At 41.8% G+C, this 23556-nt stretch carries 23 protein-coding genes; 10 read left to right on the top strand and 13 right to left on the bottom strand.

What is annotated here, in order from left to right:
* A complete protein-coding gene (locus HH214_RS06440; RefSeq protein WP_169606542.1) occupies positions 1-729 on the top strand; it encodes a LytR/AlgR family response regulator transcription factor in 729 nt (242 codons plus the stop codon).
* Between the two features lie 3 nt (positions 730-732).
* On the opposite strand, the gene HH214_RS22260 is transcribed toward HH214_RS06440, so the two are convergent.
* The 5 genes from HH214_RS22260 to HH214_RS06420 are packed head-to-tail and all read right to left on the bottom strand — an operon-like array spanning position 733 to position 4408.
* Positions 733-1242, bottom strand: a complete 510-nt coding sequence (locus tag HH214_RS22260) for a hypothetical protein (RefSeq protein WP_315853193.1) — start codon at positions 1240-1242, stop codon at positions 733-735.
* Between the two features lie 44 nt (positions 1243-1286).
* Positions 1287-1640 carry a glycosyltransferase family protein gene (locus tag HH214_RS22255; protein WP_315853192.1) on the bottom strand — a complete coding sequence of 118 codons (354 nt, stop codon included), beginning with the start codon at positions 1638-1640 and terminating at the stop codon, positions 1287-1289.
* 14 nt (positions 1641-1654) lie between these two features.
* The gene (locus tag HH214_RS06430) at positions 1655-2428 is read right to left on the bottom strand and encodes a class I SAM-dependent methyltransferase (protein ID WP_169606541.1); all 774 of its coding nucleotides are present in this window, start codon (positions 2426-2428) and stop codon (positions 1655-1657) included.
* A 4-nt stretch (positions 2429-2432) separates the two neighbouring features.
* Complete coding sequence (locus HH214_RS06425; protein WP_169606540.1) at positions 2433-3080, bottom strand: O-methyltransferase; 648 nt, start codon at positions 3078-3080, stop codon at positions 2433-2435.
* The gene (locus HH214_RS06420) at positions 3077-4408 is read right to left on the bottom strand and encodes a flippase (RefSeq protein WP_169606539.1); all 1332 of its coding nucleotides are present in this window, start codon (positions 4406-4408) and stop codon (positions 3077-3079) included. Before HH214_RS06420 ends, HH214_RS06425 begins: the two co-directional genes overlap by 4 nt.
* 142 nt (positions 4409-4550) lie before the next feature.
* Between HH214_RS06420 and HH214_RS06415 the strand changes: the two genes are divergently transcribed.
* Positions 4551-5243 carry an FkbM family methyltransferase gene (locus tag HH214_RS06415; protein WP_211166320.1) on the top strand — a complete coding sequence of 231 codons (693 nt, stop codon included), beginning with the start codon at positions 4551-4553 and terminating at the stop codon, positions 5241-5243.
* A gap of 41 nt (positions 5244-5284) precedes the next feature.
* Here the strand turns inward: HH214_RS06415 and typA are convergent, their stop codons facing one another.
* On the bottom strand, positions 5285-7096 hold the full coding sequence (gene typA, locus HH214_RS06410; protein WP_169606538.1) for a translational GTPase TypA: 1812 nt from the start codon (positions 7094-7096) through the stop codon (positions 5285-5287).
* A 102-nt stretch (positions 7097-7198) separates the two neighbouring features.
* Positions 7199-7978, bottom strand: coding sequence for an alpha/beta hydrolase (locus HH214_RS06405; RefSeq protein WP_169606537.1), 780 nt, complete (start codon positions 7976-7978; stop codon positions 7199-7201).
* A 172-nt stretch (positions 7979-8150) separates the two neighbouring features.
* Here HH214_RS06405 and HH214_RS06400 point away from each other — a divergent pair, with 172 nt between their 5' ends.
* From HH214_RS06400 to HH214_RS06365, 8 genes are all read left to right on the top strand, one after another.
* On the top strand, positions 8151-8858 hold the full coding sequence (locus tag HH214_RS06400; protein WP_169606536.1) for an esterase family protein: 708 nt from the start codon (positions 8151-8153) through the stop codon (positions 8856-8858).
* Positions 8859-8964: 106 nt separating this feature from the next.
* Positions 8965-10206, top strand: a complete 1242-nt coding sequence (locus HH214_RS06395; protein WP_169606535.1) for an ATP-grasp domain-containing protein — start codon at positions 8965-8967, stop codon at positions 10204-10206.
* A 90-nt stretch (positions 10207-10296) separates the two neighbouring features.
* Positions 10297-11394, top strand: coding sequence for a carboxylate-amine ligase (locus HH214_RS06390; protein ID WP_169606534.1), 1098 nt, complete (start codon positions 10297-10299; stop codon positions 11392-11394).
* An 8-nt stretch (positions 11395-11402) separates the two neighbouring features.
* Positions 11403-12245 (top strand): type 1 glutamine amidotransferase, encoded by an 843-nt coding sequence (locus HH214_RS06385; protein WP_169606533.1) that lies wholly within the window; start codon positions 11403-11405, stop codon positions 12243-12245.
* Positions 12246-12400: 155 nt separating this feature from the next.
* Positions 12401-13597: a hypothetical protein gene (locus HH214_RS06380; protein ID WP_169606532.1), complete on the top strand. Its 1197-nt coding sequence runs from the start codon at positions 12401-12403 to the stop codon at positions 13595-13597.
* A gap of 76 nt (positions 13598-13673) precedes the next feature.
* Positions 13674-14129, top strand: coding sequence for a MarR family winged helix-turn-helix transcriptional regulator (locus tag HH214_RS06375; RefSeq protein ID WP_169606531.1), 456 nt, complete (start codon positions 13674-13676; stop codon positions 14127-14129).
* 114 nt (positions 14130-14243) lie between these two features.
* The gene (locus tag HH214_RS06370) at positions 14244-14747 is read left to right on the top strand and encodes an FKBP-type peptidyl-prolyl cis-trans isomerase (RefSeq protein ID WP_169606530.1); all 504 of its coding nucleotides are present in this window, start codon (positions 14244-14246) and stop codon (positions 14745-14747) included.
* 5 nt (positions 14748-14752) lie between these two features.
* Complete coding sequence (locus tag HH214_RS06365) at positions 14753-15718, top strand: FKBP-type peptidyl-prolyl cis-trans isomerase (RefSeq protein WP_169606529.1); 966 nt, start codon at positions 14753-14755, stop codon at positions 15716-15718.
* A gap of 3 nt (positions 15719-15721) precedes the next feature.
* Here HH214_RS06365 and HH214_RS06360 read toward each other — a convergent pair whose 3' ends face one another.
* The 6 genes from HH214_RS06360 to HH214_RS06335 all read right to left on the bottom strand — a co-directional run bounded on the left by HH214_RS06360 (position 15722) and on the right by HH214_RS06335 (position 23256).
* Positions 15722-17032 carry a cryptochrome/photolyase family protein gene (locus HH214_RS06360; RefSeq protein ID WP_169606528.1) on the bottom strand — a complete coding sequence of 437 codons (1311 nt, stop codon included), beginning with the start codon at positions 17030-17032 and terminating at the stop codon, positions 15722-15724.
* Positions 17025-17933 (bottom strand): TIGR01777 family oxidoreductase, encoded by a 909-nt coding sequence (locus tag HH214_RS06355; protein WP_169606527.1) that lies wholly within the window; start codon positions 17931-17933, stop codon positions 17025-17027. The genes HH214_RS06360 and HH214_RS06355 overlap by 8 nt, the downstream gene beginning before the upstream one ends.
* Before the next feature lie 45 nt (positions 17934-17978).
* The gene (locus tag HH214_RS06350) at positions 17979-18860 is read right to left on the bottom strand and encodes an NAD(P)H-binding protein (protein WP_169606526.1); all 882 of its coding nucleotides are present in this window, start codon (positions 18858-18860) and stop codon (positions 17979-17981) included.
* A gap of 156 nt (positions 18861-19016) precedes the next feature.
* The gene (locus tag HH214_RS06345) at positions 19017-19787 is read right to left on the bottom strand and encodes an SDR family NAD(P)-dependent oxidoreductase (RefSeq protein WP_169606525.1); all 771 of its coding nucleotides are present in this window, start codon (positions 19785-19787) and stop codon (positions 19017-19019) included.
* A gap of 34 nt (positions 19788-19821) precedes the next feature.
* Positions 19822-20619, bottom strand: a complete 798-nt coding sequence (locus tag HH214_RS06340; protein ID WP_211166319.1) for an MIP/aquaporin family protein — start codon at positions 20617-20619, stop codon at positions 19822-19824.
* A 30-nt stretch (positions 20620-20649) separates the two neighbouring features.
* On the bottom strand, positions 20650-23256 hold the full coding sequence (locus HH214_RS06335) for an MGH1-like glycoside hydrolase domain-containing protein (protein WP_169606524.1): 2607 nt from the start codon (positions 23254-23256) through the stop codon (positions 20650-20652).
* Positions 23257-23556: the final 300 nt, after the last annotated feature.

Below are 23556 nucleotides of genomic sequence, written 5' to 3'. Positions count from 1 at the left end.
ATGATTCGTTGCCTGGTAGTTGATGACGAGCCTTTGGCTTTGCATATCATTGAAGATTATATTGCTAAAATACCCTTTATGGAACTGGTGAAATCAACCACCAGTCCTATTGAGGCGCTTACTTTAGTACAACAAGGCGGTATCGACCTGATTTTTCTGGATGTGCAAATGCCCGAATTAACGGGTATTCAGTTTTTGCGTATTGCTAATGGCAAAGCCAAAGTGATTTTAACTACCGCTTACCCGCAGTATGCCTTAGAAGGTTATGAGTTAGACGCAGTTGATTATTTGCTAAAACCTATTGCCTTCGATCGCTTTTTCAAAGCAGCTCAAAAAGTGCAGGCTACCTTACAACCGACCTTTAAACCTCTGGAGAAAGAAGAGCCTCTACCTCAACAGCAAGACTTTTTAAGCGATTTTATCTTTGTAAAAACTGAGCATAAAATACAGAAGGTGTATTTGCATGATATCATGTTTATTGAGGGCTTAAAAGATTACATCTCTATATTTACTCCTGCCGAACGGATTATCACCTTGCAAAACATGAAAAAGGTGGAAGATGCTTTACCCGAAAGGCACTTTATTCGCGTGCACCGCTCCTATATAGTAGCGCTAAATAAAATTGATAGTATTGAACGTAGCCGTATTAGTATAGGCGACAAGATTATTCCAATAGGCGATACCTATCGTGATGATTTTTTTCGAATGGTGGAAGAACGGAATATTTAAATTTTAAAAGTATTTATTACGCCATTGCTTAATAAAGCGAATGCCGCGTTGCCATAAATTACCCTTGCGGTGTTTCAAGAAGTGCTTAATGGCTTCGTAAGCATGTTTATCTTCCTGTAAAATGGTCGGGAACTGCGTAACAGGCTGCCGGGCTACATGCACTTGGTAAATATCTTCATTGTTAGAGTGTACACCACTACCATCATGCCCAATGTTCTGGATTAAGGAGTGTGATGGATTAAGCGTTAATCCATTACGTAAAAAGATAGATGCATACCAGCGTATGGCCCACGAGTTGTTTTTGCCAGCTTTAAATTGCTGCATCTGCTTCCAAAAATTCATGGTATTCTCGATAGAGAACTGGTGAATCTTCTGCTCGGAAAATTGTTGCAGCAGGTGGTCAATGTTGGGGTCAAAATGCTGCCAGGCACGTGCCCAGGTAGCCCATCCCCAGCTGGTAGCAGCCCGGTAAAAAAAGGTTTGGGATAGGTTAGGTGCTTTTAAATCATACATGTAAGCGCCAATATGCATTACCTGCTCTTGTTGGGCGTATTTAACTAGCGCTTCATTAAAATATTGAAGGGTGTAGGGGAGGAAAGTAAATCATCTTCAAACACAATTACTTTACCATACTCTTGTACCAATTGTGATACCCCGCTAATAATGGAATTAGCCAGCCCCATGTTTTCTGCCCGTTCAATCAGCTTTACCGATTTAAAGCCAGTGGCTTGTTGAGCCAATAACCTTACCTCTTTGACCTTTTGCTGGTCGGCTTCGGTTTTAGGCCCATCCGAAAAAATAAACAAGCGCGATTCTTCAGCCAGCTGGTTCTTTTGCAGGTAATTGAGGGTACGGCGCGTATGATCGGGCCGGTTGTAAACAAAAAGTGCAATGGGAGCCAGGTTTTGCATGAATGATAGCTGGTTTAAAATATTTCGGTTTGCCGTGCGGTTTTACTGCAAAGTATCGTGTAGGCATTAGCCAGTTCTTCCTGCTTTTTTTTACCCATCAAGCTGCCCATTACTTTTTTTGCCGTAAACTCAGCAGCTATTTTTACATCAGTAACAAAGCTTTTGGCTTTCTTTTGATTGATATAGGTATTAAAACGGGTTACTTCCGGCTCAATCATGGAAGTTAAGTCGGTTATTACTTCAAAGCCTTCCGTGCGCAACAGGTAACGCAGTAGGGTAGGCGTGTACATATTGATATGCCCGTAAGCTAAAAAGTGCTGTAAGCGCGCATCTACGCCTGCTTTATAATCACGTGGTACCTCAATTACGCACATTTTGGCTACCCGCTTAATTTCGCGCAGCAACAATCTTTCGTGCTCCACATGTTCCAGCACATGCGATAGGATAATCAAATCAAAGCTATCGTCGGCAAATGGCAAATGGTAACCGTCAAATACCTGTACCGATTGTAGGTTTTTAATTTGACGAGCCTGTATATACTGTACGCCACTCTCCGAAATTTCAACGGCCTGGTACTCCGGCGCAAAATTATGTTCCGACAAAATTTGCAGAATACTGCCATCACCAGCGCCAACTTCCAGCACCTTGTTAAAAGTGCGGCCTTGGCAAACTTGCATAATGTGCTGAGCTTTGTATTTGGCACCTAGCATACGCCAGGCTTCATCATGTTTTTTGTAAAATTCGTCGTAGGCGGTTTTTACATTGCCGCTTAGCTGTTCATGAGCCATATCGTTAAATACCTAAACAATTATCACTCTTGTAAAAAACGGTAGTTGATTTATAGTAGAACAAACCCGGCGATATGCCACTAAATGGAATTTGCCTAAAGCCTTGTTGCAGTAAAAAATTAACGCCTTCTTTATAATCCGGCCTTTCCGAATCATCCAAAACAATGACGCCATTGGGTGTTAAAGCTCCTACAGCCTGCTTGCAGCAGTTTACGCGGTCACGACCATCTACAATAATAATGTCAAACGCTTCGCCCAGTTTAGTAGGCATACGGCAGTAATCGCCATCGGTTTGTAGCTCGCAAAATATAATTTCAGCGTTATCAGGTTTAGTTTTGTTTATCTTTTCGTACCACTCTTGGTCATGTTCAACTGATACTACAATGCCGGTACGCTGAGCATAAAATAAAGTGGAGTTGCCGGAGCCAAACTCAAATACGGCATGTTCGGGGCGTAAACGATCTTTAATAAAATCAATAAAAGAATACGTTACCCAAGGAATAGGACGATTATTATAGTCAACCGGTGCCTGGCTGTCAAAGGCATTAAACCAACCCACTGTATCCAGGTACCCTTTTTCATTGAAAGAGAGTAAAGACTTCAGCCTTGCCGGGTTTTTAGCCAGATTTAATAATTTGGAAATATTGCTCAACGGTTAGTTATTTTTTGAAAAAGTGAAATTAAGAATAATGATTTTAACATTTGTATTCCCTGCCCACGCGTTCGAGGAATAAATAAAATAAAAAATGCAGCTACCCCATAAGCTATCAATGTGGCATAAGCAGCGCCCATTATACCATACCGCGGTATCCAGAATATGTTTAAAATTACGTTAACTAGTGCCCCGGCAGCCGTGCGCAGCATAGCTAACTTAGTGTAGCCTTCGGCAATTAGATACTGGCCGCTAGCCACACCTAAAAAAGCAAAAACACCAGCCCATACGTAAACAGCCAGTACTGGTGCACCAGCCCAATATTCTCTTTTCAGGAACCAGTGGTAAATGTAGGTTGATCCAAAACTTAATACAATAGCAGCCCCAACGCTTAAAACCACCATGAGGTCGTATAGGTTTTGTAACCGTTTGTAATAACGTTCCTGGTCGGTGTTGCGGGCATGCATAATAGCCGGGAACACCGATGATACTACCGCTAAGGGGATGAAGTAATAACTCTCGCTCAGGTTGGCTACGTTAGAGTAAATACCCAGTTGTTTAATTTCCAGGTAAGTGCCAATCATGCCCTGATCTATTTTCATGTAAATGGTATTCAGTACAGCCGAAAAGGCTAGAGGCCACGAATGTTTTAATAAGTAACCGGCAATGCTGCTATCAAATTTCCAGCGCTGTATGTGGTTACCTTTAAGCTGATACATGACCAGGTAGCTGCCAGCTACAAAAACAGCATCCAGCAACAACGAATACACAAACCATATTAAAGGTAGCTTTAGCACAATAAAAGCCAGCTTAGTAAGCGTAGATAGTACGTTGCCTGCCAATTGTACATACATAATGTACTTGCCTTGCACCTTAGATTGAAAGAAGCTATCAATAATATTAACTGACTGCACCACAGCTATAAACGCTACAATAAGTACATAATGAAAAGGCGTTTGTAACGGCTTTGCACTGTTAATAATATGATAAGCCAGATAGACCAGCGGTAACGTGCCAAAACCAGCTAACAAGCGTAAGATAAAAGCTGTACCTAAATAAGCTTCCTTCTTTTCCGGGCGGCTAATTAGTTCACGCGTAACAAAACCATCCAAGCCCAGCGCAGCGATAGCCGTCGAGAAGGTAACGATCGTCATGGGGTAGTTAAGTATGCCGAATTGCGAAGCTTCCAGATAGTTGGATAAGGCAAACGTAGTGACCACACTTTTGACCAGCATTACACCAACTTTAGCCAACATGAGCCAGCCGGTATTCTTTAAATACTTTTCAAAGGCTTGCTGGTCAAATCCTGGAATGCTGGGTATGCGCATAAATCGCAAAGGTAAAAAAATGATTAACTACTATAGGCTGTAATTATATCAGCAGCGTACAGTTGCTTAAGTAAACCCGAAATATATTTATTAAATTATGTTTATTTGCCCGAATACATTCGCTCATTAATAATGTTACCTTATGTTTCAGAATGAAGATATGATGCTTAATCATCCCGACTTTAAACCCTACCATTCTTACTCGCAAGATGGTGAGGATATGATATTAAGAAGTTTACTGGCCGAAAGCATTCCAAACTTCAATGATTATCGCGGCTTTTATATTGATATTGGCGCTCATCACCCTTACCGGTTTTCTAACACCATGCATTTTTATGAGCTAGGCTGGCAGGGTATTAATATTGAACCTACGCCAGCTGCGATGCAGTTATTTGAACAATATCGTAAACGTGATGTTAACCTAAACATCGGTATAGGTGAACAACCCGGTAAACTAACGCTGTATTGTTTTAATGAATCAGCACTGAATAGTTTTGATAAAGCTTTATCTGAAAGCCGTGATCAGGAAGATACACCTTACCACATTGTTTCAACCGCCGAAGTAGAAGTGCGTCCGTTGGCTCAGGTGCTGGATCAATATTTACCGGCTGATATCGTAATTAATTTTATGAGTGTAGATGTTTCGGGCTTGGATGTAGATGTGCTGCAATCCAATAATTGGGACAAATACCGTCCTCGTTTTGTACTGGCCGAAGATGCTGATATTAATTTTAGCTATTTAGATGCCTCAGAAGCGCATAGCTTTTTAGCCGAACAAGGTTATGAAGTTGCCGGCAAAACCTTACGAACTTTAATTTTTAAACAAAAAAGGTAGGCTTTAAGGCCTACCTTTTTATATTTAGTTATGCGGAGTAATTATGACTGGAAACGTTTAGCGTTTACTTTACGCTCATTTTCAGTTAAGTAAATTTTACGGATACGCATGCTTTGTGGCGTAACCTCAATGTACTCGTCAGCTTGAATATACTCCATTGATTCTTCCAGTGAGAATTTAATAGCTGGTGCAATACGTACGTTATCGTCACTACCTGATGCACGCATGTTGGTTAACTGTTTACCTTTAACCAGGTTAACTACTAAATCGTTATCACGAATGTGCTCGCCTAAAATCTGACCTTCGTAGATATCCACGCCCGGATCAACAAAGAAACGGCCACGATCCTGTAATTTATCAATAGAAAAGGCTGTAGTTTTACCTGTTTCCATAGATACTAGTACACCAGCCGAACGACCAGGAATGGTGCCTTTCCAAGGTTCGTAAGATTTAAAACGGTGTGCCATAATAGCCTCACCAGCAGTTGCAGTTAATACGTTGTTACGTAAACCGATAATACCACGTGATGGAATTTCAAACTCCAAGTGCTGTAAATCACCTTTTGGTTCCATTACCAACAGGTCGCCTTTACGCTGGGTTACCAGCTCAATTACTTTACCGGCCACATCACCAGGTACGTCAACGGTTAAAACCTCAATAGGCTCGCATTTAACACCATCAATTTCTTTTACAATTACTTGCGGCTGACCTACTTGTAACTCATAACCTTCACGGCGCATAGTCTCAATCAGTACCGACAAGTGCAGAATACCACGGCCATATACCAAGTATGAATCAGGCGATTCAGTTTCAATAACTTTCAACGCCAGGTTTTTCTCCATCTCTTTGTACAAACGGTCGCGCAAGTGGCGTGAAGTTACAAACTTGCCTTCTTTGCCAAAAAACGGTGAAGTGTTAATGGTGAACATCATGTTCATAGTAGGCTCATCAATTTTGATAACCTCCAGTTGTTCCGGTTTTTCAAAATCAGCAATGGTATCACCAATTTCAAAACCTTCAATACCTACTACAGCACAAATATCGCCTGCTTTTACTTCTTGGGCTTTTACTTTACCTAAGCCTTCAAAAGTATAAAGTTCTTTGATTCTTGATTTTTGGATAGTGCCATCACGTTTCACTAAAGATACCGGCTGGTTCTCTTTAATAGTACCACGAGCTACACGGCCAATGGCAATACGACCCACGAAAGATGAATAATCCAGTGAGGTAATCTGCATTTGCAGGGTACCTTCATAATATGGAGCTGCCGGAATGTTTTCCAGAATGGCATCCATCAACGGGAAAATATCTTCTGTTTTTTGTTTCCAGTCGGTACTCATCCAGCCTTGTTTAGATGAACCGTAAATTACCGGAAAGTCTAATTGCTCTTCAGTAGCGTCCAGGTTAAAGAACAATTCAAATATTTGTTCATAAACCTCTTCCGGACGGCAGTTTTCTTTATCCACTTTGTTGACTACCACAATAGGTTTCAAACCTAAAGCCAGCGCCTTTTGGGTAACAAAGCGTGTTTGCGGCATAGCACCTTCAAAAGCATCGCACAACAGCAATACACCATCGGCCATTTTCAAAACCCGTTCAACCTCACCACCAAAGTCGGCGTGGCCTGGGGTATCAATAATGTTGATTTTAACGTCTTTGTATTTAACCGATACGTTTTTAGATACGATGGTAATGCCCCGCTCGCGTTCCAGATCGTTATTGTCCAGAATCAGTTCGCCGGTTTCCTGATTGTCACGGAAAATGGCGCAGCTGTGCAGAATTTTGTCAACCAGTGTAGTTTTGCCGTGGTCAACGTGTGCTATGATAGCGATATTACGAATTTGATTTTGCATGAAATATGCCCGCTTAATTTTGCGCAAAGATACGCTTAATTTACGGCATAAAAAAACCTTGTTGGCTTTTTACAATGGTTTGATAATGACCCTTTAAGCAATTTAGCTGGCAAAAGCCCAGCACAAGAACTTAGGCAGGGCTTTTGCCCAGGTAGCCGAGTTGTGTTCTCCGCCTATCATTTCTAAATATTGTATATCGTGCGGGCGGGTGTAACCTTTAGTTTCCAGTTCCTTAATTAAATCAACCGTATCATCAATCGAATCAATAATGCCGTTTTGGTTGCGGTCGGCCGCTTCATCTTTAGTGCCGGTTTGCAGCCATAACTTAACATCAGGTTTGCCTGCCGTATCGCGTATTACGCGGTGCATAATACGGTCATTATCAGTGTAGTCATCGGCCAAATCCCGGCTGCGCCACCACAGTGATCCTGAAAATATACCTGCTTTTTGAAATACATCTGCATGATGCCAGGTAATATCCAGTGCTGAAAGGCCACCCAGCGAAAAGCCGGCGTAAACTTTAGTTTTAAAATTATAAAAACCGGTTTCTTTACTAATAGCTGGCAATAGCTCTTCCAGAATAAACTGGGTATAAGCAGAAGCTTTAGAGCCTCTTTTCTTAAAGTCGAGTTCGCCGGCTACTCCGTATTCCTGTACGCGTTCCGGACCAGCATGAACAGCCACTACCAACAAAGGTGTAATACCATTACGCTCATACTGGTACTCCAACAGGGTTTTTAAGTTTAAATTTTCCAGTTCTTGTCCATCATTTAACAATAACAAACTCTGGGGCTCTGTATTTTCAGGTAAAAGTATGGTGCAGGTTACCTCACGTTCCAATAAAGCCGATGATAGGGTTAATGTATTTTCAGTTACAAGCATATAATTTAAACAACCGGATTAAAATAAGTTTAAAAACATAGTTATAACGTACAAAAATGGGCCACTGTTGCAGTTAAGTAGCAATTTTTGGTCAATTGTACTGCTTTATGATGTTCAACTCAAACAAACACGCTATCTTACCCCTTTTCAACTATAATAAACATTTATTGCTTTGACTGAACATTATCATCGCTGGTACTCTCATCATTTAGGGCGAGATTTAGAAATGCTGGTATTTGGTACCCGTGGCTATCCGGTTATTTTGTTCCCGACCTCGCAAGGTAGCTTTCATCAAAATAAAGATCATGGCTTGATTGATAGCGTTCGCTGGTTTGTAAATGAGGGGCTGATAAAAATTTATTGCCCTGATTCGCTTGACGGACTTACCTGGTACAATAAAGGTATTCACCCTGGCGACCGGGCCTGGAATTATGAGCTTTATGACCGTATGCTGCATGATGAGCTGGTGCCCTGGGCTATGCACGAATGCGGTGTACATCAGGTTGCAGTAGCTGGCTGTAGTTTTGGCGGGTACCATGCTGCCAATTATGCCTTTAAACATCCGGAAAGGGTTGCACACCTGTTTAGCATGGGTGGTGCCTTTGATATTAAGATGTTTACGGATGGTTATTATAACGACACGATTTTTTACAACAACCCGGTCGATTATCTGCCCGGCAGCCACCGCCATGAACTTTGGCAAATGAACATTATTTTAGGTACCTCAGATTGGGATATCTGCAAAGGCTACAACGAACATTTATCACACCTGCTGAATCATAAACGTATTCATCACTGGTTGGATGTACGGGGCCAAGCCCTGCATGACTGGCCGGTTTGGAAAGAAATGTTTCCGCATTATTTATCAACCATCAGGTAGTATTTAAACAAGAAATATATAAAAGTTAAACAAATTCAGTATTAAACATTTATACCCATTAATAGCAGCCTGTTAACACTAGCGCTAAGAACTAACAATTATCACTATGAAAAAAATAGGTATTCTTTTCGGACAAGAAGATTCATTCCCGCAAGCCTTTGTTGATCGGATCAACGCAAAAGGCGAAAAAGACATTACCGCAGAATTTGTACGTGTTGACAAAGTGCTGCAAGGCGAGCCGTTGGACTACGCCGTTATTGTTGACCGCATTTCGCAAGATGTGCCGTTTTATCGTGCTGCCCTTAAAAATGCAGCTATATCAGGCACTGCCGTTATTAATAACCCTTTCTGGTGGAGCGCTGATGAAAAGTTTTTCAACAATGCGCTAGCTGTTAAGTTAGGTGTACCTGTACCTAAAACCGTACTGTTGCCTTCCAGAGAGCACCCAACTGATACTAATGAAAAATCATTCCGCAACCTGGCTTACCCGCTGGATTGGGATGGCATATTCGATTATGTAGGCTTTCCGGCTTACATGAAACCATTTGATGGCGGCGGCTGGCGCGATGTTTACAAAATCAGCGACAAAGAAGACCTTTGGAAAAAGTTTGAAGGTACCGGCCAGCTAGTGATGCTGTTGCAGGAAGAAATTATTTTTGAAGATTACTTCCGTTGCTATTGCATAGGCGGCAAGCATGTTCGTATTATGCAATATGAGCCACGCAACCCGCACCACTTACGTTACGAACACGGTAAAGCACCAGCCGACCAAAAACTGCTGGATACCATTAAAGAGTATGTATTAAAATTGAACCAGTACCTGGGCTATGATTTTAACACGGTAGAGTTTGCCGTACGCGATGGCATACCTTACGCCATTGATTTCTGTAACCCGGCACCTGATGCCGACATCAAAAGCGTAGGTGAAGAAAACTTTGAATGGGTAGTTGAAACAGCGGCTAATTACGCTATTGAACGCGCCAAGCAGCAAAAGCCGGATGCAGATAATTTAACCTGGGGCGAATATGTAAAAACTTCGGTAGGTAAAAGCCCATTGGTGAGCGCTAAACCTGTAAAGGCAACTGATGTAACTGTAACACAAGTTGACCACGCCATTACTGATGAAGGTAAACTTACAGGTGAAGACAAGCCTAAAAAAGCAGCTAAGCCCAAGGCTGTAAAAGAACTTAAAGCTGAGCAGCCAGCCACAACAACCGAAGCGAAACCTAAGCCTGCCAAAGCAACTAAAGCTACCAAGACTGCTATCCCTGTAGTGGAAGAACCTAAAGCCGAAACTGAGTCGGTAGTCAAACCAAAAGCTAAGAAAACAACAAAGAAAAAGGAATAAGTGGATAGCAGTGTTACTCCGGGCATTACCATTGAATCATGATAAGGCCCGGAGTAACCTGATTGTTAGTGACACCAAAATACATGCGCTATGAATGAGTTTACTGTAGGGGTTGAAGAAGAATTTATGGTGGTTGATCCGGTAAGCCGGGAACTAAAATCGCACGAGCAAAAAATTGTAGATAGCGCACAGCGCATTCATGAAGATCAGGTAAAGGCCGAAATGCACCAGGCCGTGGTAGAAGTAGGAACTCACATATGCCGCAATACTGAAGAAGCCCGCAAAGAAGTAAGTAAGCTTCGCCTTACGGTAGCTCAATTAGCTGGTGATATGGGCTTGCGCATAGGTGCGGCAGGTACGCATCCTTTTTCACATTGGCAACACCAACTAATTACTGAGCATCCGCGCTATAATGAAATTGTAGATGAGCTGCAGGATGCTGCACGCTCTAACCTGATTTTTGGCTTACACGTGCATGTGGGTATCCAATCTCGCGAAATGGCTATTCATATTGCCAACCAAGTGCGCTACTTTTTGCCGCACGTGTTTGCGCTAAGTGCCAACTCACCGTTTTGGGAAGGGCGTAATACTGGCTTCCGGTCGTTCCGTACCAAAGTATTTGATAAGTTTCCACGTACCGGTATACCAGATTTATTTAACAGTATTGAGGAGTATGATAATTACATCAAGCTGCTGGTAAAAACCAACTGCATTGACAATGCCAAAAAAATCTGGTGGGATATTCGTGTGCATCCATTTTATGAAACCATCGAGTTCAGGATATGTGATTGCCCGATGCTGGTAGATGAAACTATTGCTTTTACAGCCATGTTCCAGGCTTTATGTGCCAAGCTGTACAAACTAAGGTTACAAAACATGAAGTTTATCACCTATCCGCGTGCCTTAATCAATGAGAACAAATGGCGCGCTGCCCGCTATGGTATTGATGGCAAGCTAATTGATTTTGGCAAGCAGCAGGAAGTAAATACCCGTTTATTGATTCTGGAGCTGCTTGATTTTGTTGATGATGTGGTAGATGATTTGGGCTGCCGAGATGATTTAAATTACATTCACAAGATATTGGAACATGGTAATGGCGCCGACCGGCAATTGGCGGTTTATCAGCAAAAGGGTAACTTTGTAGATGTGGTAGATTTTATTACCTCACAAACATTAAAGGGCATTTGAGCAGAGTAATGGCAACGACGACGAAAGACACGCAAGAAATAAAAATAGCTATTCTGGATTTATACGATGGGCAGCCTAACCAGGGTATGCGTTGTTTTCAGGAGATAGTGGCACGTTATAAAATCAGTAATCATGTAAACCTAAGTTACCAGATATTTGACGTGCGCAAAAAGGAAGAAGTACCCGGTACTGAGTTTGATATTTACCTATCTAGCGGTGGCCCGGGCAGCCCGATTGACAGTGAAGGCAGTAATTGGGAAACTAAATACTTTAACCTGATTGATCAGTTGGAAGAGCATAATCAAACTACTGATGGTCCTAAAAAGCACGTGTTTTTTGTATGCCATTCTTTCCAATTAATGTGCCGCCGTTTGCAGTTGGGTAATGTAAGCTTGCGTCGTTCACCTTCATTTGGTGTATTGCCGGTAAATCTTGTGGAGGGTGGTTTGCAGGATGTGATTTTTGAAGGACTTAACGACCCTTTCTATGCGGTTGATTCACGTTCGTGGCAGGTGGTGCATCCTAATGAAGAGCAGTTCAAGGCTACAGGAGCTACTTTGCTGGCTATCGAAAAAGAACGCCCGCATATTGATTTGCCTCGTGCCATAATGGCCGTTCGTTTTAATGAATACTTTGTAGGTACCCAATTTCATCCCGAAGCCGATCCGGTAGGGATGACGGCACACTTGCTGAATGATGAAAAGAAGCAGCAAGTGGTTGATGAGCATGGCGAAGCAAAATATCATGAAATGATTGAGCGCTTGGAAGATCCGGACAAAATATTGCTTACGCAAACTACCATGATTCCCAACTTTCTAGATCAGGCTATATTAAGCCTGCAAGAAGCTTAAAGTGTCAATTCAAGAAGCACAGCTAAAGCCTGCTTTAAATGAAAATATTTTAGCTGTTCGTAGTCTTTTAGACTACGAACACGATTATGATTGAGGTCTCCAAATAGCAAAGACCTTTACATCTGCATCTAATTATTGCTATAAAGTTTAAGATCATGCAATACGATATACGAACTGCTTATAATAAAAATTACAGCCCTGAAAAATACCGTCAGCTACTTAAGCAACTTAATGCCGGTCAGTTGCTACCTATAGCATTTCGTGTGGCTGAAACACCGGTATTCCTAACCGCTGACTTTCATGATCGTCTGCTGGCTGCCAGCCGTGATATTCTGAAAACAGTATTGCAGCCCGATTTTAAACAGCTAACTGAACGTGCCATTCCAGATAAATGGCGTGTTGCAAACGAGAACGATCATCCGCATTTTATGGCTATTGATTTTGGCGTTTGCCAGGATGCAGAAGGTAATATTGTGCCTAAGTTGATTGAGTTACAGGGTTTCCCGTCTTTATACGGTTTTCAGGTGCTTTTAGGTGATGCTTACCGCGAAGTGTTTGATATTCCTGATGTCTGGACCATTTACTTTAATGGGATGACCAAAGCCAATTATCTGGATTTGTTTAAAAAAACTGTTTTAGGCCCCCACCAGCCCGAAGAAGTAGTGTTGATGGATGTAAACGCTCATTCTCAAAAAACATTGATTGATTTTAAAGTTACCCAACAATACCTGGGTACGCCTATTGTATCCTTAAGCGAACTCAAGCAAAAAGGCAATCAGCTGTTTTATACGGCAGAAGATGGTGAAGATAAGCTGATTAAACGCATTTACAATCGGTTGATTTTTGACGAAATTGATACCGATGGCAATCCGTTTGAAAATAGCGTAGATATACGCCAACCGTTGGATGTAGAATGGATTACCCATCCTAACTGGTTTTATCGCATCAGTAAGTTTACTATGCCTTTCCTGCAAGGGGAAGCTATCCCGAAAACCTACTTTTTACATGAGTTAGGTACCATACCTACCGACTTAGAAAATTATGTATTGAAACCGCTTTTTTCTTTTGCCGGGCAAGGGGTAATTATTGATGTAACGCAGCAGGATATTGCTGATATTAAAGATCCCGAAAACTGGATTTTGCAGGAAAAGGTGTACTATGAGCCGGTAGTGCAAGCACCCGATGATGGCGTAAAAGCCGAAATCAGGCTACTTTATTTATGGCCAGATGGAGATGCTGAACCTACCTTAGCTGTTAACCTGGCTCGCTTAAGCCGAGGCAAAATGATTGGCGTGCGCTATAATAAAGATTATGACTGGGTTGGCGGTACCGTAGCTTTTATGCCTAAGTAAAGAGTAGTAACTTAATTAATTTAGCATAAGTTATATCATTTGCAGCATCTGCAATTTTAAATTACCTTTGTTATACATGCAGGGTAATGGAAAGCGCCAGGAAACTATTGACTATTTGCTCAAAATAGTATGGCAAAATATGGCTTATCGTTACAACCAGATTGTATCTGAATTTGGTATTACACAATCTATAGGTTATTTGCTGATTAATATTGATGAGCAGGAAGGTACTACCGTATCGCAGGTAGCGGCCTTGCTGGGCCTCAAAGCAACAAGCTTATCCAGAATGCTAAGCCAACTGGAACAAATGGGTTTAATTTACCGGCAAAACAATAAAGGCGACAAGCGCTCCGTAACTGTTTACCTAACGGATATGGGTAAAGAAAAGCGGCAGATGGCCCGTCAGGTCGTAAAACAATTTAATGCCTACCTCAATCAGCACATCAGCGATCGGGAAAAACAACTACTTACACAATCACTTAAAAAAATCAATCAGCTTACTTTAGATTATAAGCCAGACTCCAATCTGTAAATTAGTACCCTTAGCAACAATAATATAGTGTCGTTAACGTATCTAATTGTTAAAAAGTGTTAAGCTGTGTTATTTGCTGTTTAAAACAGTAAATTTGCCGATTGAATAAACCGCATGAATAAGGTTTTAATTATATTAAGTTTGTGTGTATGCATTTTTGCCGGCTGTAAAAAAGTCGATGATCCTGCTGTGGTTAACAGCAATCAAAGTGCTATTGATGATCAACTCATAACTGATTACATTACAGCTAACAACTTAACAGCCGAAAAGTTAAGTCCTAGTGATACTACTGGTATCCGCTACATTGTATTGCAAAAAGGTACAACCAGCTCAGTTTATACTTCCTCTACCCAAATTACGGTGGGTTATTCAGCTTACAAGCTGGGAAGTTCAACTTCGTTTCAACAAACAGGTACTTATCATCCCTCATTTGCTTTGGGCGAAGTAATTAAAGGCTGGCAACTGGTTCTGCAAAAAGGCGTAGTTAATAAAGGAGGGACTATCAGAATATTCATACCTTCGCGCTATGCTTATGGCCCTTATGCACAGACAGAGTTAGGTTTACCCGCCAACACTGTGCTCGATTTTACCATTACTATTTTTGATGTAACGAATTAATTTAAATGAAACAACTTTATACTGCACTTTTTCTCTTGGGCACACTGTGCTTGTATTCATGCCGGAAAGATAAAACCGATATTAGCCTAAAGGCGTATGATGAACAGCAAATACAGGCATACATCAAATCTAACGGTCTTACTAATATGAAACGTGACCCTACAGGTGGGGATACTACCGGTATTTACTATGAAATACTATCGCAGGGTACAGGTGCAACGTTGAAGTACTCTGATGATATATCTTTTGTGTACACTATTAAATCACTGGATGGTAAGTACACCGTAAGTGATACAGTTTTAAATCATTCTTATTCTTATGTAGGTACATTAACACCCTCCGGATTGCAGCTAGCTATGTATAACCTGGTAAAAAATAAAGGAACTCGTGCGCACTTGCTAATTCCTTCACATTTGGCTTATGGCTCTTCAGGATCTGGTACCGGGAGTTCACGTCTGCAGGGTAATGAAAGTTTGGATTATTATGTTAACGTAATTAATGATCAGACTGCTTACGATGATTTAACTGTACAAAAATATATGTCGGCCAATAGCTTGGTTGGCTTTACCCAGGTTATTGATCCAGCAACTAATAAGCCTGACGGGGTTTATTATAAAGTTAGTCAGGCTGGTACTGGTGTTGATGCTATTACCAGCAACTCAACCGTGTACCTTCAATACAGCGGCTTTCTACTGAACGGTACGATGTTCGATCAGTATAACGATCAGGGCACCAATGCAACCAATACTGGCGAAGCCGTGAACTTGTTTAATTTAACGGGTTTATTCCCTAAAGGGTGGATATTGCCACTTACTAAAGTTACCGCTGGAGCTAAGCTTACCATCGTTATGCCTTCTCGTATGGCCTTTGGTACTTCAACAGCTTCAGGCTCTGAAGCCGCTACAGTTACTGTACCGGTAAACAGTTGCTTACGATATGACATGAACGTGGTAAGCGTAACTAATTATTAAAATTTAAAGCTTAGCCACGGCGGCTCTATATGCTTTTAAAGCACGTGCTTTACCTTCAGGGTTGTCTATAATGGGTTTTGGATATTGGCTGGTGCCATACTCCGGAACCCATTGTTTTACATACACCATTTTAGGATCAAACTTTTTAAGTTGAGCATCCGGGTTAAATATCCTAAAATACGGCATTACATCGGTGCCCGAACCTGCCACCCATTGCCAGCTGCCTACATTGGTTGATCCTTCATAATCCAGCAGCTTGCGGGCAAAATAATGTTCGCCCCACCGCCAGTCAATCAATAGATGTTTTACTAAAAAGCTAGCTGTTACCATGCGTACCCGGTTGTGCATAAATCCGGTAGCATTTAATTCACGCATACCAGCATCAACCAGGGGGTATCCGGTTTGACCTTGGCACCAAGCTTCAAATTCCTGCTCATTGTTGCGCCAATGAATATGATCAAACGCTGGCCGGTAAGCATAATGCTCAGTTTGCGGAAAGTGATCAAGTACCATCATGTAAAATTCACGCCATATCAGCTCGCCCAGCCAGGTTTGTTCTTTATCAAAAGATGCACGTGCAGCATCACGAATGCTAACTGTGCCGAACCGTAAATGCAAACCGATATGCGAAGTGCCTTTCTTTGCAGGATAGTCCCGGTTTTTGGCATAATCATCAATAATATGTTCGTACTCTGTTTCCGGGAACTGGATAGAACTTTCTGTAAAGCCCATCTGCTCTAAACTAATTTCTGGCAATGGCGAAGTGACATACAGGTTTTTAAAGTACTTCTCGGTAGGGTAAGATTTTAGGTAGAAATCGTTAACTGTTTTGAGCCACTTCTTCTTGTAGGGTGTAAAAACAGTATATGGTTCTTTATTGTCTTTAACTACCTCCTGGCGTTCAAAAATTATTTGATCTTTAAAGGTTTTCAAGGTAATGCCTTGTTGTTGCAGCATTTCGCCAATACGGCCATCACGTGCTTTGGCATAAGGCTCATAATCACGGTTAGTATATACGGCAGTTACATGGTATTCATTTAAAACTTCCTGCCAAGCATCATCAGGTTTATTATATTTAATCAGCAGGCTGCTTTTATGCTGATGAAGTTCATCCCGTAATTTGTGCAGGGTATTGTAAATAAAAGTTACGCGTGCATCATCATGGTCTTCTAGTTTATCTAATATATCACGATCAAAAATAAAAAGGCATAATACAGGATTGGGGCCTTTTAATGCATAATATAAGCCAGCATTGTCATGCAATCTTAAATCACGCCGCAGCCAGAATACAGTTACAGGTGTTTTCTTATCCATAAATATTTTTTAAAGCATCAGTAAGGTTATTGTAAGTGAAGGTAAAGCCTGCTTGTTGTACCTTTTCGGCCGATACACGAGTACTGCCCAAAACTACGGTACTCATCTTTCCAAACAACAGTTTAAGCAAAAAGGCAGGCACATTAGGTAGCCATAAAGGTTTGCGTAACTGTTTAGCAACGGCTATAGTAAGCTGCTGGTTAGTTGCCGGGGTAGGGGCAACCATATTATAAACATCAGGTAATAAACTACCCTCAATAGCTTCCAAGTACATATTGACGGCATCTTGTATATGTATCCAAGGTATCCATTGCCGGCCATTACCTAAAGCAGCACCTACCCCAAATTTAATTGGTCGGGCGAGTTGTGGTAACGCGCCTCCTTGTTGGGTTAACACTACGCCTGTACGGAACTTGGTAATGCTTAAGCCTAATTGTTGGCCTTCGTCAACTGCTTTTTCCCATGCCATACAGCAGGTACCCAGAAAATCATGAGCCGCAGGACTGCTTTCGACGAGCAACTCATCGCTCTGGTCGCCGTAGTATCCGGTAGCTGATGCTGATATTACTTGCTTTACCTGATGAGGAACGCGCTGCATCAATTGATAGATTAGCCGGATAGATTGCGTACGGCTATCAATTATTTGCTGTTTGCGTTTTTTAGTCCAGCGTTTATCGGCAACGCCAGCACCAGCTAAATGAACAATGGTGTCTATACCTTGTAGGCAATTTTCGTCAATTTGCTGTTGCTCTACATTCCACAAAAATGTTTTTACCTGTGGGTGTTTACCCAGCTTACGGCTTAAATGATTTACCTGATATCCCTTATTGAGTAGTGATTGTGTAAGTTGCTGTCCAAGAATTCCGCTGCCTCCGGTAATGAGAATATGGTGCTGTTGCATTCAGCATACAACTGTTTAAACGAAAATTAGTTTGCGCACTTGGGTTCAGGCAGTTTCCTGTAAGGCCTCTTCAAAAGTAAGGCATTTATGAGGAACAATTTGCTGAATAGCATCATCACGTGATACCAAATCATATTTCAGATTTTCTACCAATGTTTTAGCGTGAGAGTAGCTAATCGGTGTTAAGTAGTTAAGCCAATAGGAAGATAAGGCTGCTGATACTTGAGGTACAGTAACAATGCTAACCTTACGGTTCCGGCATAATTTACCGTACACTTGCAACATCTGCTTGAAGGTTAAAATATCAGGCCCGCTAATATGAAATTCACTATTGTAAGTGGCTTCATTTAACAAGCACCCCGTTAAGTAAGCAATCACATCGCAAGTAGCAATAGGTTGCTCTTGTGCTTTAGCCCAATTTTTTGCTATGATGATAGGAGATTTCTTGGTCAAACCTTCCAATAACTCTATCGCAATACTACCTGGACCAATAACCATGGTTGATTTTAAAATGGTGAGTGCAGCATCAGCCTGTTGTAATATTTCTTCTACGTGCAAGCGGGATAGTCCGGCTTCACTTAAATGGTCATCAATTTCACTTAAACAGATAATCTGTTGGCAAGCCGTTTTATCCACGGCTTCAATAAAGTTTTGGGCTGATAAAGCTTCTAAGCCTGCAAAGCCAGAAGTTTGGGGTAGGGCATTTACCAAGTAGTAAGCAGCCTCAATATCTTCAGGCAGTGGTGTCATGCTACGACTTCGCAGCAAATCACCGGTTACAAGTGTTACCTGATCGGCGTGCGAACTTTGCTTTTGGAAAAGTTTCTGATCACGCACCAGGCATACCACTTCATGGCCTTGCTCAAGCAAGGCGGGTATTAGCCTTGCACCTATATAGCCGTTTGCACCTGCCAGAAGTATCTTCATATTAGCTAATGCAACAATAGAAAAAGCAGTGAGTTTTTAAATTTCGGATTTCGGGTGTTTAATTCTGGGTTTATCCTTGGTAACTAGTTAATAACAAGTGTTATATATTGTTACTGTTCATGAAGCCAGAATTGAATACCCGAAATCCGGAGTTGATTATTGTTCTTCGTAATGGTAAGTTAATCCGCCATCAACAAAGTAGGTTGAGCCAGTTACATATTTAGCATCATCTGAACTTAAAAATGCTACCAGAGCGGCCACGTCTTCAGGTTCACCCAGCTTTTTCATCGGAATGTTTTTCAGAACATTATTCAGCAGATCGGGCGTTTCCATCAAATGTTTGTTGATAGGCGTAGCAATAGCACCCGGCGCCACATTGTTGATGCGAACATTAAGCGGAGCCAGCTCAGTAGCCAAATCTCTAGTGAGCATTTTTAAACCACCTTTACTTGCACAGTAAGCTGCAAAGTGAGGGAAAATGATTTCTTCATGTACTGAACTCATATTTACAACTACACCACCGCGATTAGCTCCCATGCAGTATTTTACAAAGGCTTGTATACCAAAAAATATACCCTTCAGGTTGGTGTCCATTACAAAATCGTATTCTTGTTCTGTTACTTCCCAAAAGTTGTGGTTCTTTTCTACCCCGGCATTGTTAACTAGTATATCTAATTGCCCGTAGCTTTTGATGGCATCATTAACCAGGTTAATTACATTTTGCGGATTGCTAACATCAGCAGTTAAAAATGTAGCCCGACGGCCCATATCGTTAATCTGCTTGATAAGCCCTTCGCCACGCTCGTCATAGCTGCGGCCATTTAAAATAATATCAGCACCTTCGCTGGCTAAGCGTAATGCACATGCAGCACCAATGCCCTGACTACTGCCAGTAATTAAAGCTATTTTGTTTTCAAAACGATTCATATAGTAGTTGATTTATACTTTAACATAAAACAGTTTAACCGCCAGAGGTTTGCATCAGGTCTGAAGTTTTTATATTTTCATGCGAATGATGGTTGTGATAGCTTATTCTGGCAGCTTCAATATGATAATACTTGTGCAGGCGTAACCATCTGAAAATACCTACCACCAGCACCACACCAGTTAAGGGTGCTAGCCAGAAAAGCCAGTAAGCTGTATAAACATGGCTGATAACCGCTGGCCCGAAACTACGTGCCGGGTTGGTGCTGCAACCTGATAAGGGGGCTTCTGCCCAAACCATAAAGCTAAAGAGGAAAGGAATAGTAAAAGGCGTGTAATTGCGTAGTTTGGGACTACCTACAAAAGCAAACAGCAGAACAATAAGGCAGGCTGTAGTAATTGCTTCGCCTATAAATGCAGGCCACAAGCCCGCTGCACTCGGAACCGTATTGCCATAAGCTACACTTTTGCCCTGGTTGCCCCACAATAGCAAAGGTACACAACCAACTACTGCGCCCAGCATTTGGCTACTAACGTAGCCCAACATAGTTGGTGTTTTCATTTTACCGCGCAGCCAAAAAGCAATGCTAACGGATGGGTTAATATGAGCACCACTTATTTTACCAACTGGTGATAGCGTAATTAAACATCCGGTACTGCCAAACAAGAAACCGGTAATAGCCCGGCGCAAGCCAGCATCGGGCACCCAGCGGTTCATGGGTGTGCCTTGTCCCCAATCAAATATCACAAAGCTTAGTCCGATAGTAAGTAGCAGGGCTGTGCCTATAAATTCAGCCAGGTACATTTTCATCAAGGTTTTGGAGGAGCTCTGCATATTGATTTTAAGGATGCTGGAAAAATGAACTTATAGTAAGGCTATCAAGCCAGTCCACCCGGTTTGGTGGCTGGCTCCTAAACCTTTGCCCGTATCACCGTGAAAATATTCATGAAACAGAATGTAATCTTTAAAATGCGGATCATGATTTAGTTTAGGATGGCCGCCAAATACAGCTCGTTCCCCTTGGTCATTCCGTAAAAATATTGCTTTCAACCGCTGGCTTAAAGCATCGGCAATGCCGGCCAATGTACTGTACTGGCCTGATCCGGTTGGGTATTCAACTTTAAAATCGTCAGTATAATATTCATGAAAGCGTTGCAGAGAGGAAATTAACAGGTAATTAATGGGCATCCAGATAGGGCCACGCCAGTTGCTATTGCCGCCAAACATATCTGTATCACTTTCGGCAGGCGTATATTTAACGGAATAATCGGCACCATTCAAATAATAATTAAAAGGATGTTTCTCGTAAATTTTAGAAACTGAACGAATGCCATAATCTGATAAAAACTCATTAGTGTCCAGCATACGGCGCAGCAACAATTTCATGCGATGTCCACGCAGTAAAGAAAATAAGTGCTGTTCATCACCGCTTTTATCTTTCCAGCGGCTTACCAGTTCAACTAAGTCAGGGCGTTGTTGCATAAACCAGTCCAGCCGTGCTGTTAGTTTAGGTAGATTTTTCCAGCGGGCCTCATCAAAAATACTTACGGCAAACATCGGTATTAATCCCACCAAGGTGCGCAAGCGTAAACGGTCCCAAGTGCAATCAGGTTTTCGTAACACATCATAATAAAAACCATCCTGGTCATCCCACAAGCCTAATGATTCTTCACCTATATTGGCTATAGAGCCGGCTATATACAGAAAATGCTCTGCAAACTTAATAGCCATAGTTTCGTAAGCCGGATTATACAAAGCCAATTCCATAGCAATGCGCATCATGTTTAATGCATACATGGCCATCCAACTGGTACCATCGGCTTGCTCCAGAAAGCCACCGCCAGGTACCGGTGCACTACGGTTAAACACGCCAATATTATCTAACCCTAAAAAGCCACCTTCAAAAATGTTGTTGCCTTCACTATCCTTACGGTTTACCCACCAGGTAAAATTTAGTAGTAGCTTTTGAAAGATTTCTTCCAGGAACACCAGATCACCTTTACCCGATATGTCACGATCAATTTCATACACATGCCAGCTGGCTAAAGCATGAACGGGTGGATTAACATCGCTAAAATCCCACTCATAGGCAGGCAATTGCCCGTTGGGATGAATGTAATTCACACCAACTAGTAACCGAAGCTGTTTTTTTGCAAAACCTGCATCAATAGCCGAAAAAGTAATACAATGGAAAGCTAAATCCCAAGCGGCAAACCACGGGTATTCCCATTTATCGGGCATAGAGAGTACATCTTCAGCCAAAAAGTGTTGCCATCGGTTGTTACGGCTTTGTTTCCGACTGTTGGGCGGTATTGGCTCACCCGGATCACCATCTAACCAGCGTTTAACATTGTAGGTGTAATACTGCTTACTCCATAACATACCTGCCCAAGCCTGGCGCTGTACTAAACGTTCATCTTCATTGGTAATTGAAGCCTGGTTGTCGGTATAAAATTCATCCGCTTCAGTTTGGCGTAGCTTCATTAAGCTGTCAAAATCTTGGAAAGGAGAAGCCTGTTTGTTTTTGCTTAAACGTAACCGTATAACCATACTACCTTGCGCCGGAACAGTTATTTGATACCAAAAAGCTGCTTTAGTGCCTTCCTGCTTAGGGTTTACGGCGGCGGTATCATTGTGCACCACTCGGTTGTTAATACCGTCTTTTACGTAAGGTGTAGTGTTGTTAGCATTATACAAACGGCGGTTGTTCGTTTCATTTTCAGTAAACAATATATCAGTATTACCATCGGCATAACAGTAATAATTACCTAATAAAGCAGAGCGCAACAAAAGTGTGTTTTCGCCTTGATAAAGCATTTCAGGTTTAATTATGCCTGAGTTTTCCTGCCATGTGTTACGGTACCATAGTTGTGGCAACACATGAAGGGTTGCAGTTTGTTGGCTGCGGTTACAAATGGTGTATTGTATGAGTAAATCTTCTTCGTTTTGCTTAGCATATTCAACAAAAACATCAAAGTAGTTATCATGGTCGAATAAGCCGGTATCTATCAGCTCATACTCTGGCTCCAATTTGCTACGCCTACGGTTTTCATCCAATAGTTGCTGGTAGGGGTAAGCAGCTTGTGGATATTTATACAACATTTTGAAATAGCTGTGCGTAGGCGTGCTATCCAGATAATAGTAAAGCTCTTTTACATCCTCACCATGATTGCCTTCACTGTTAGTTAAACCAAACAAGCGTTCTTTTAATATGGGGTCTTGCCCGTTCCATAAAGCCAGACTTAAGCAAAGTTCCTGCTGATCGTCGCTGATACCGGCAATACCTTCTTCGCCCCAGCGGTAAGCTTTACTACGAGCCATATCATGAGTAATGTAGTTCCAGGCATCTCCGTTATTACTATAATCTTCTCTTACCGTTCCCCATTGGCGTTCAGATAGATAAGGTCCCCATTTCAGCCAGTTAACTTTTTGAGCATTTTGCTCCTGTAAGCGTGTTTGTTCAGCGTTCATGTAATATGGTGATAAACGTGATGAGCAGTATAAGGTTTTGCTATATGCAGCAAGCTCATTGTGTTAAGCTGTTTAGAATAATGTAAATAGAAAAAAATAATGTGACCCACACGCATGACATAATGAGTGTACCTAACACCTATAAAAAGTAAAGCCCCCTGATGGGCAGGGGGACTTTTACTAACCAATTATAAACCTAAATTATGAGAAGAGCTGTAGGAGAAGGAGTCGAACCTTCATGGAGTGGTTAGCCTTTACAGGTTTTCCAAACTCTCCGCCACCGGGACAAGGAGGTGTGTC

It is taken from the genome of Mucilaginibacter robiniae (assembly GCF_012849215.1).
GTDB lineage: Bacteria > Bacteroidota > Bacteroidia > Sphingobacteriales > Sphingobacteriaceae > Mucilaginibacter > Mucilaginibacter robiniae.
Note: the sequence above shows the minus strand (reverse complement) of the source record. Positions and strands in the feature narration are given on the sequence as shown.

Excerpts from the sequence above, each read along its gene's own strand:
- HH214_RS06360 (WP_169606528.1), bottom strand. The coding sequence starts at position 17,032 with ATGGATAAGAAAACACCTGTAACTGTATTCTGGCTGCGGCGTGATTTA.
- HH214_RS06350 (WP_169606526.1), bottom strand. The coding sequence starts at position 18,860 with ATGAAGATACTTCTGGCAGGTGCAAACGGCTATATAGGTGCAAGGCTA.
- HH214_RS06420 (WP_169606539.1), bottom strand. The coding sequence starts at position 4,408 with ATGCGCATACCCAGCATTCCAGGATTTGACCAGCAAGCCTTTGAAAAG.
- HH214_RS06345 (WP_169606525.1), bottom strand. The coding sequence starts at position 19,787 with ATGAATCGTTTTGAAAACAAAATAGCTTTAATTACTGGCAGTAGTCAG.
- HH214_RS22255 (WP_315853192.1), bottom strand. The coding sequence starts at position 1,640 with ATGCAAAACCTGGCTCCCATTGCACTTTTTGTTTACAACCGGCCCGAT.
- HH214_RS06365 (WP_169606529.1), top strand. The coding sequence starts at position 14,753 with ATGAAACAACTTTATACTGCACTTTTTCTCTTGGGCACACTGTGCTTG.
- typA (WP_169606538.1), bottom strand. The coding sequence starts at position 7,096 with ATGCAAAATCAAATTCGTAATATCGCTATCATAGCACACGTTGACCAC.
- HH214_RS06380 (WP_169606532.1), top strand. The coding sequence starts at position 12,401 with ATGCAATACGATATACGAACTGCTTATAATAAAAATTACAGCCCTGAA.
- HH214_RS06430 (WP_169606541.1), bottom strand. The coding sequence starts at position 2,428 with ATGGCTCATGAACAGCTAAGCGGCAATGTAAAAACCGCCTACGACGAA.
- HH214_RS06415 (WP_211166320.1), top strand. The coding sequence starts at position 4,551 with ATGTTTCAGAATGAAGATATGATGCTTAATCATCCCGACTTTAAACCC.
- HH214_RS06375 (WP_169606531.1), top strand. The coding sequence starts at position 13,674 with ATGCAGGGTAATGGAAAGCGCCAGGAAACTATTGACTATTTGCTCAAA.
- HH214_RS06390 (WP_169606534.1), top strand. The coding sequence starts at position 10,297 with ATGAATGAGTTTACTGTAGGGGTTGAAGAAGAATTTATGGTGGTTGAT.
- HH214_RS06385 (WP_169606533.1), top strand. The coding sequence starts at position 11,403 with ATGGCAACGACGACGAAAGACACGCAAGAAATAAAAATAGCTATTCTG.
- HH214_RS06440 (WP_169606542.1), top strand. The coding sequence starts at position 1 with ATGATTCGTTGCCTGGTAGTTGATGACGAGCCTTTGGCTTTGCATATC.
- HH214_RS06395 (WP_169606535.1), top strand. The coding sequence starts at position 8,965 with ATGAAAAAAATAGGTATTCTTTTCGGACAAGAAGATTCATTCCCGCAA.
- HH214_RS06355 (WP_169606527.1), bottom strand. The coding sequence starts at position 17,933 with ATGCAACAGCACCATATTCTCATTACCGGAGGCAGCGGAATTCTTGGA.
- HH214_RS06405 (WP_169606537.1), bottom strand. The coding sequence starts at position 7,978 with ATGCTTGTAACTGAAAATACATTAACCCTATCATCGGCTTTATTGGAA.
- HH214_RS06335 (WP_169606524.1), bottom strand. The coding sequence starts at position 23,256 with ATGAACGCTGAACAAACACGCTTACAGGAGCAAAATGCTCAAAAAGTT.
- HH214_RS06370 (WP_169606530.1), top strand. The coding sequence starts at position 14,244 with ATGAATAAGGTTTTAATTATATTAAGTTTGTGTGTATGCATTTTTGCC.
- HH214_RS06340 (WP_211166319.1), bottom strand. The coding sequence starts at position 20,619 with ATGCAGAGCTCCTCCAAAACCTTGATGAAAATGTACCTGGCTGAATTT.
- HH214_RS22260 (WP_315853193.1), bottom strand. The coding sequence starts at position 1,242 with ATGTATGATTTAAAAGCACCTAACCTATCCCAAACCTTTTTTTACCGG.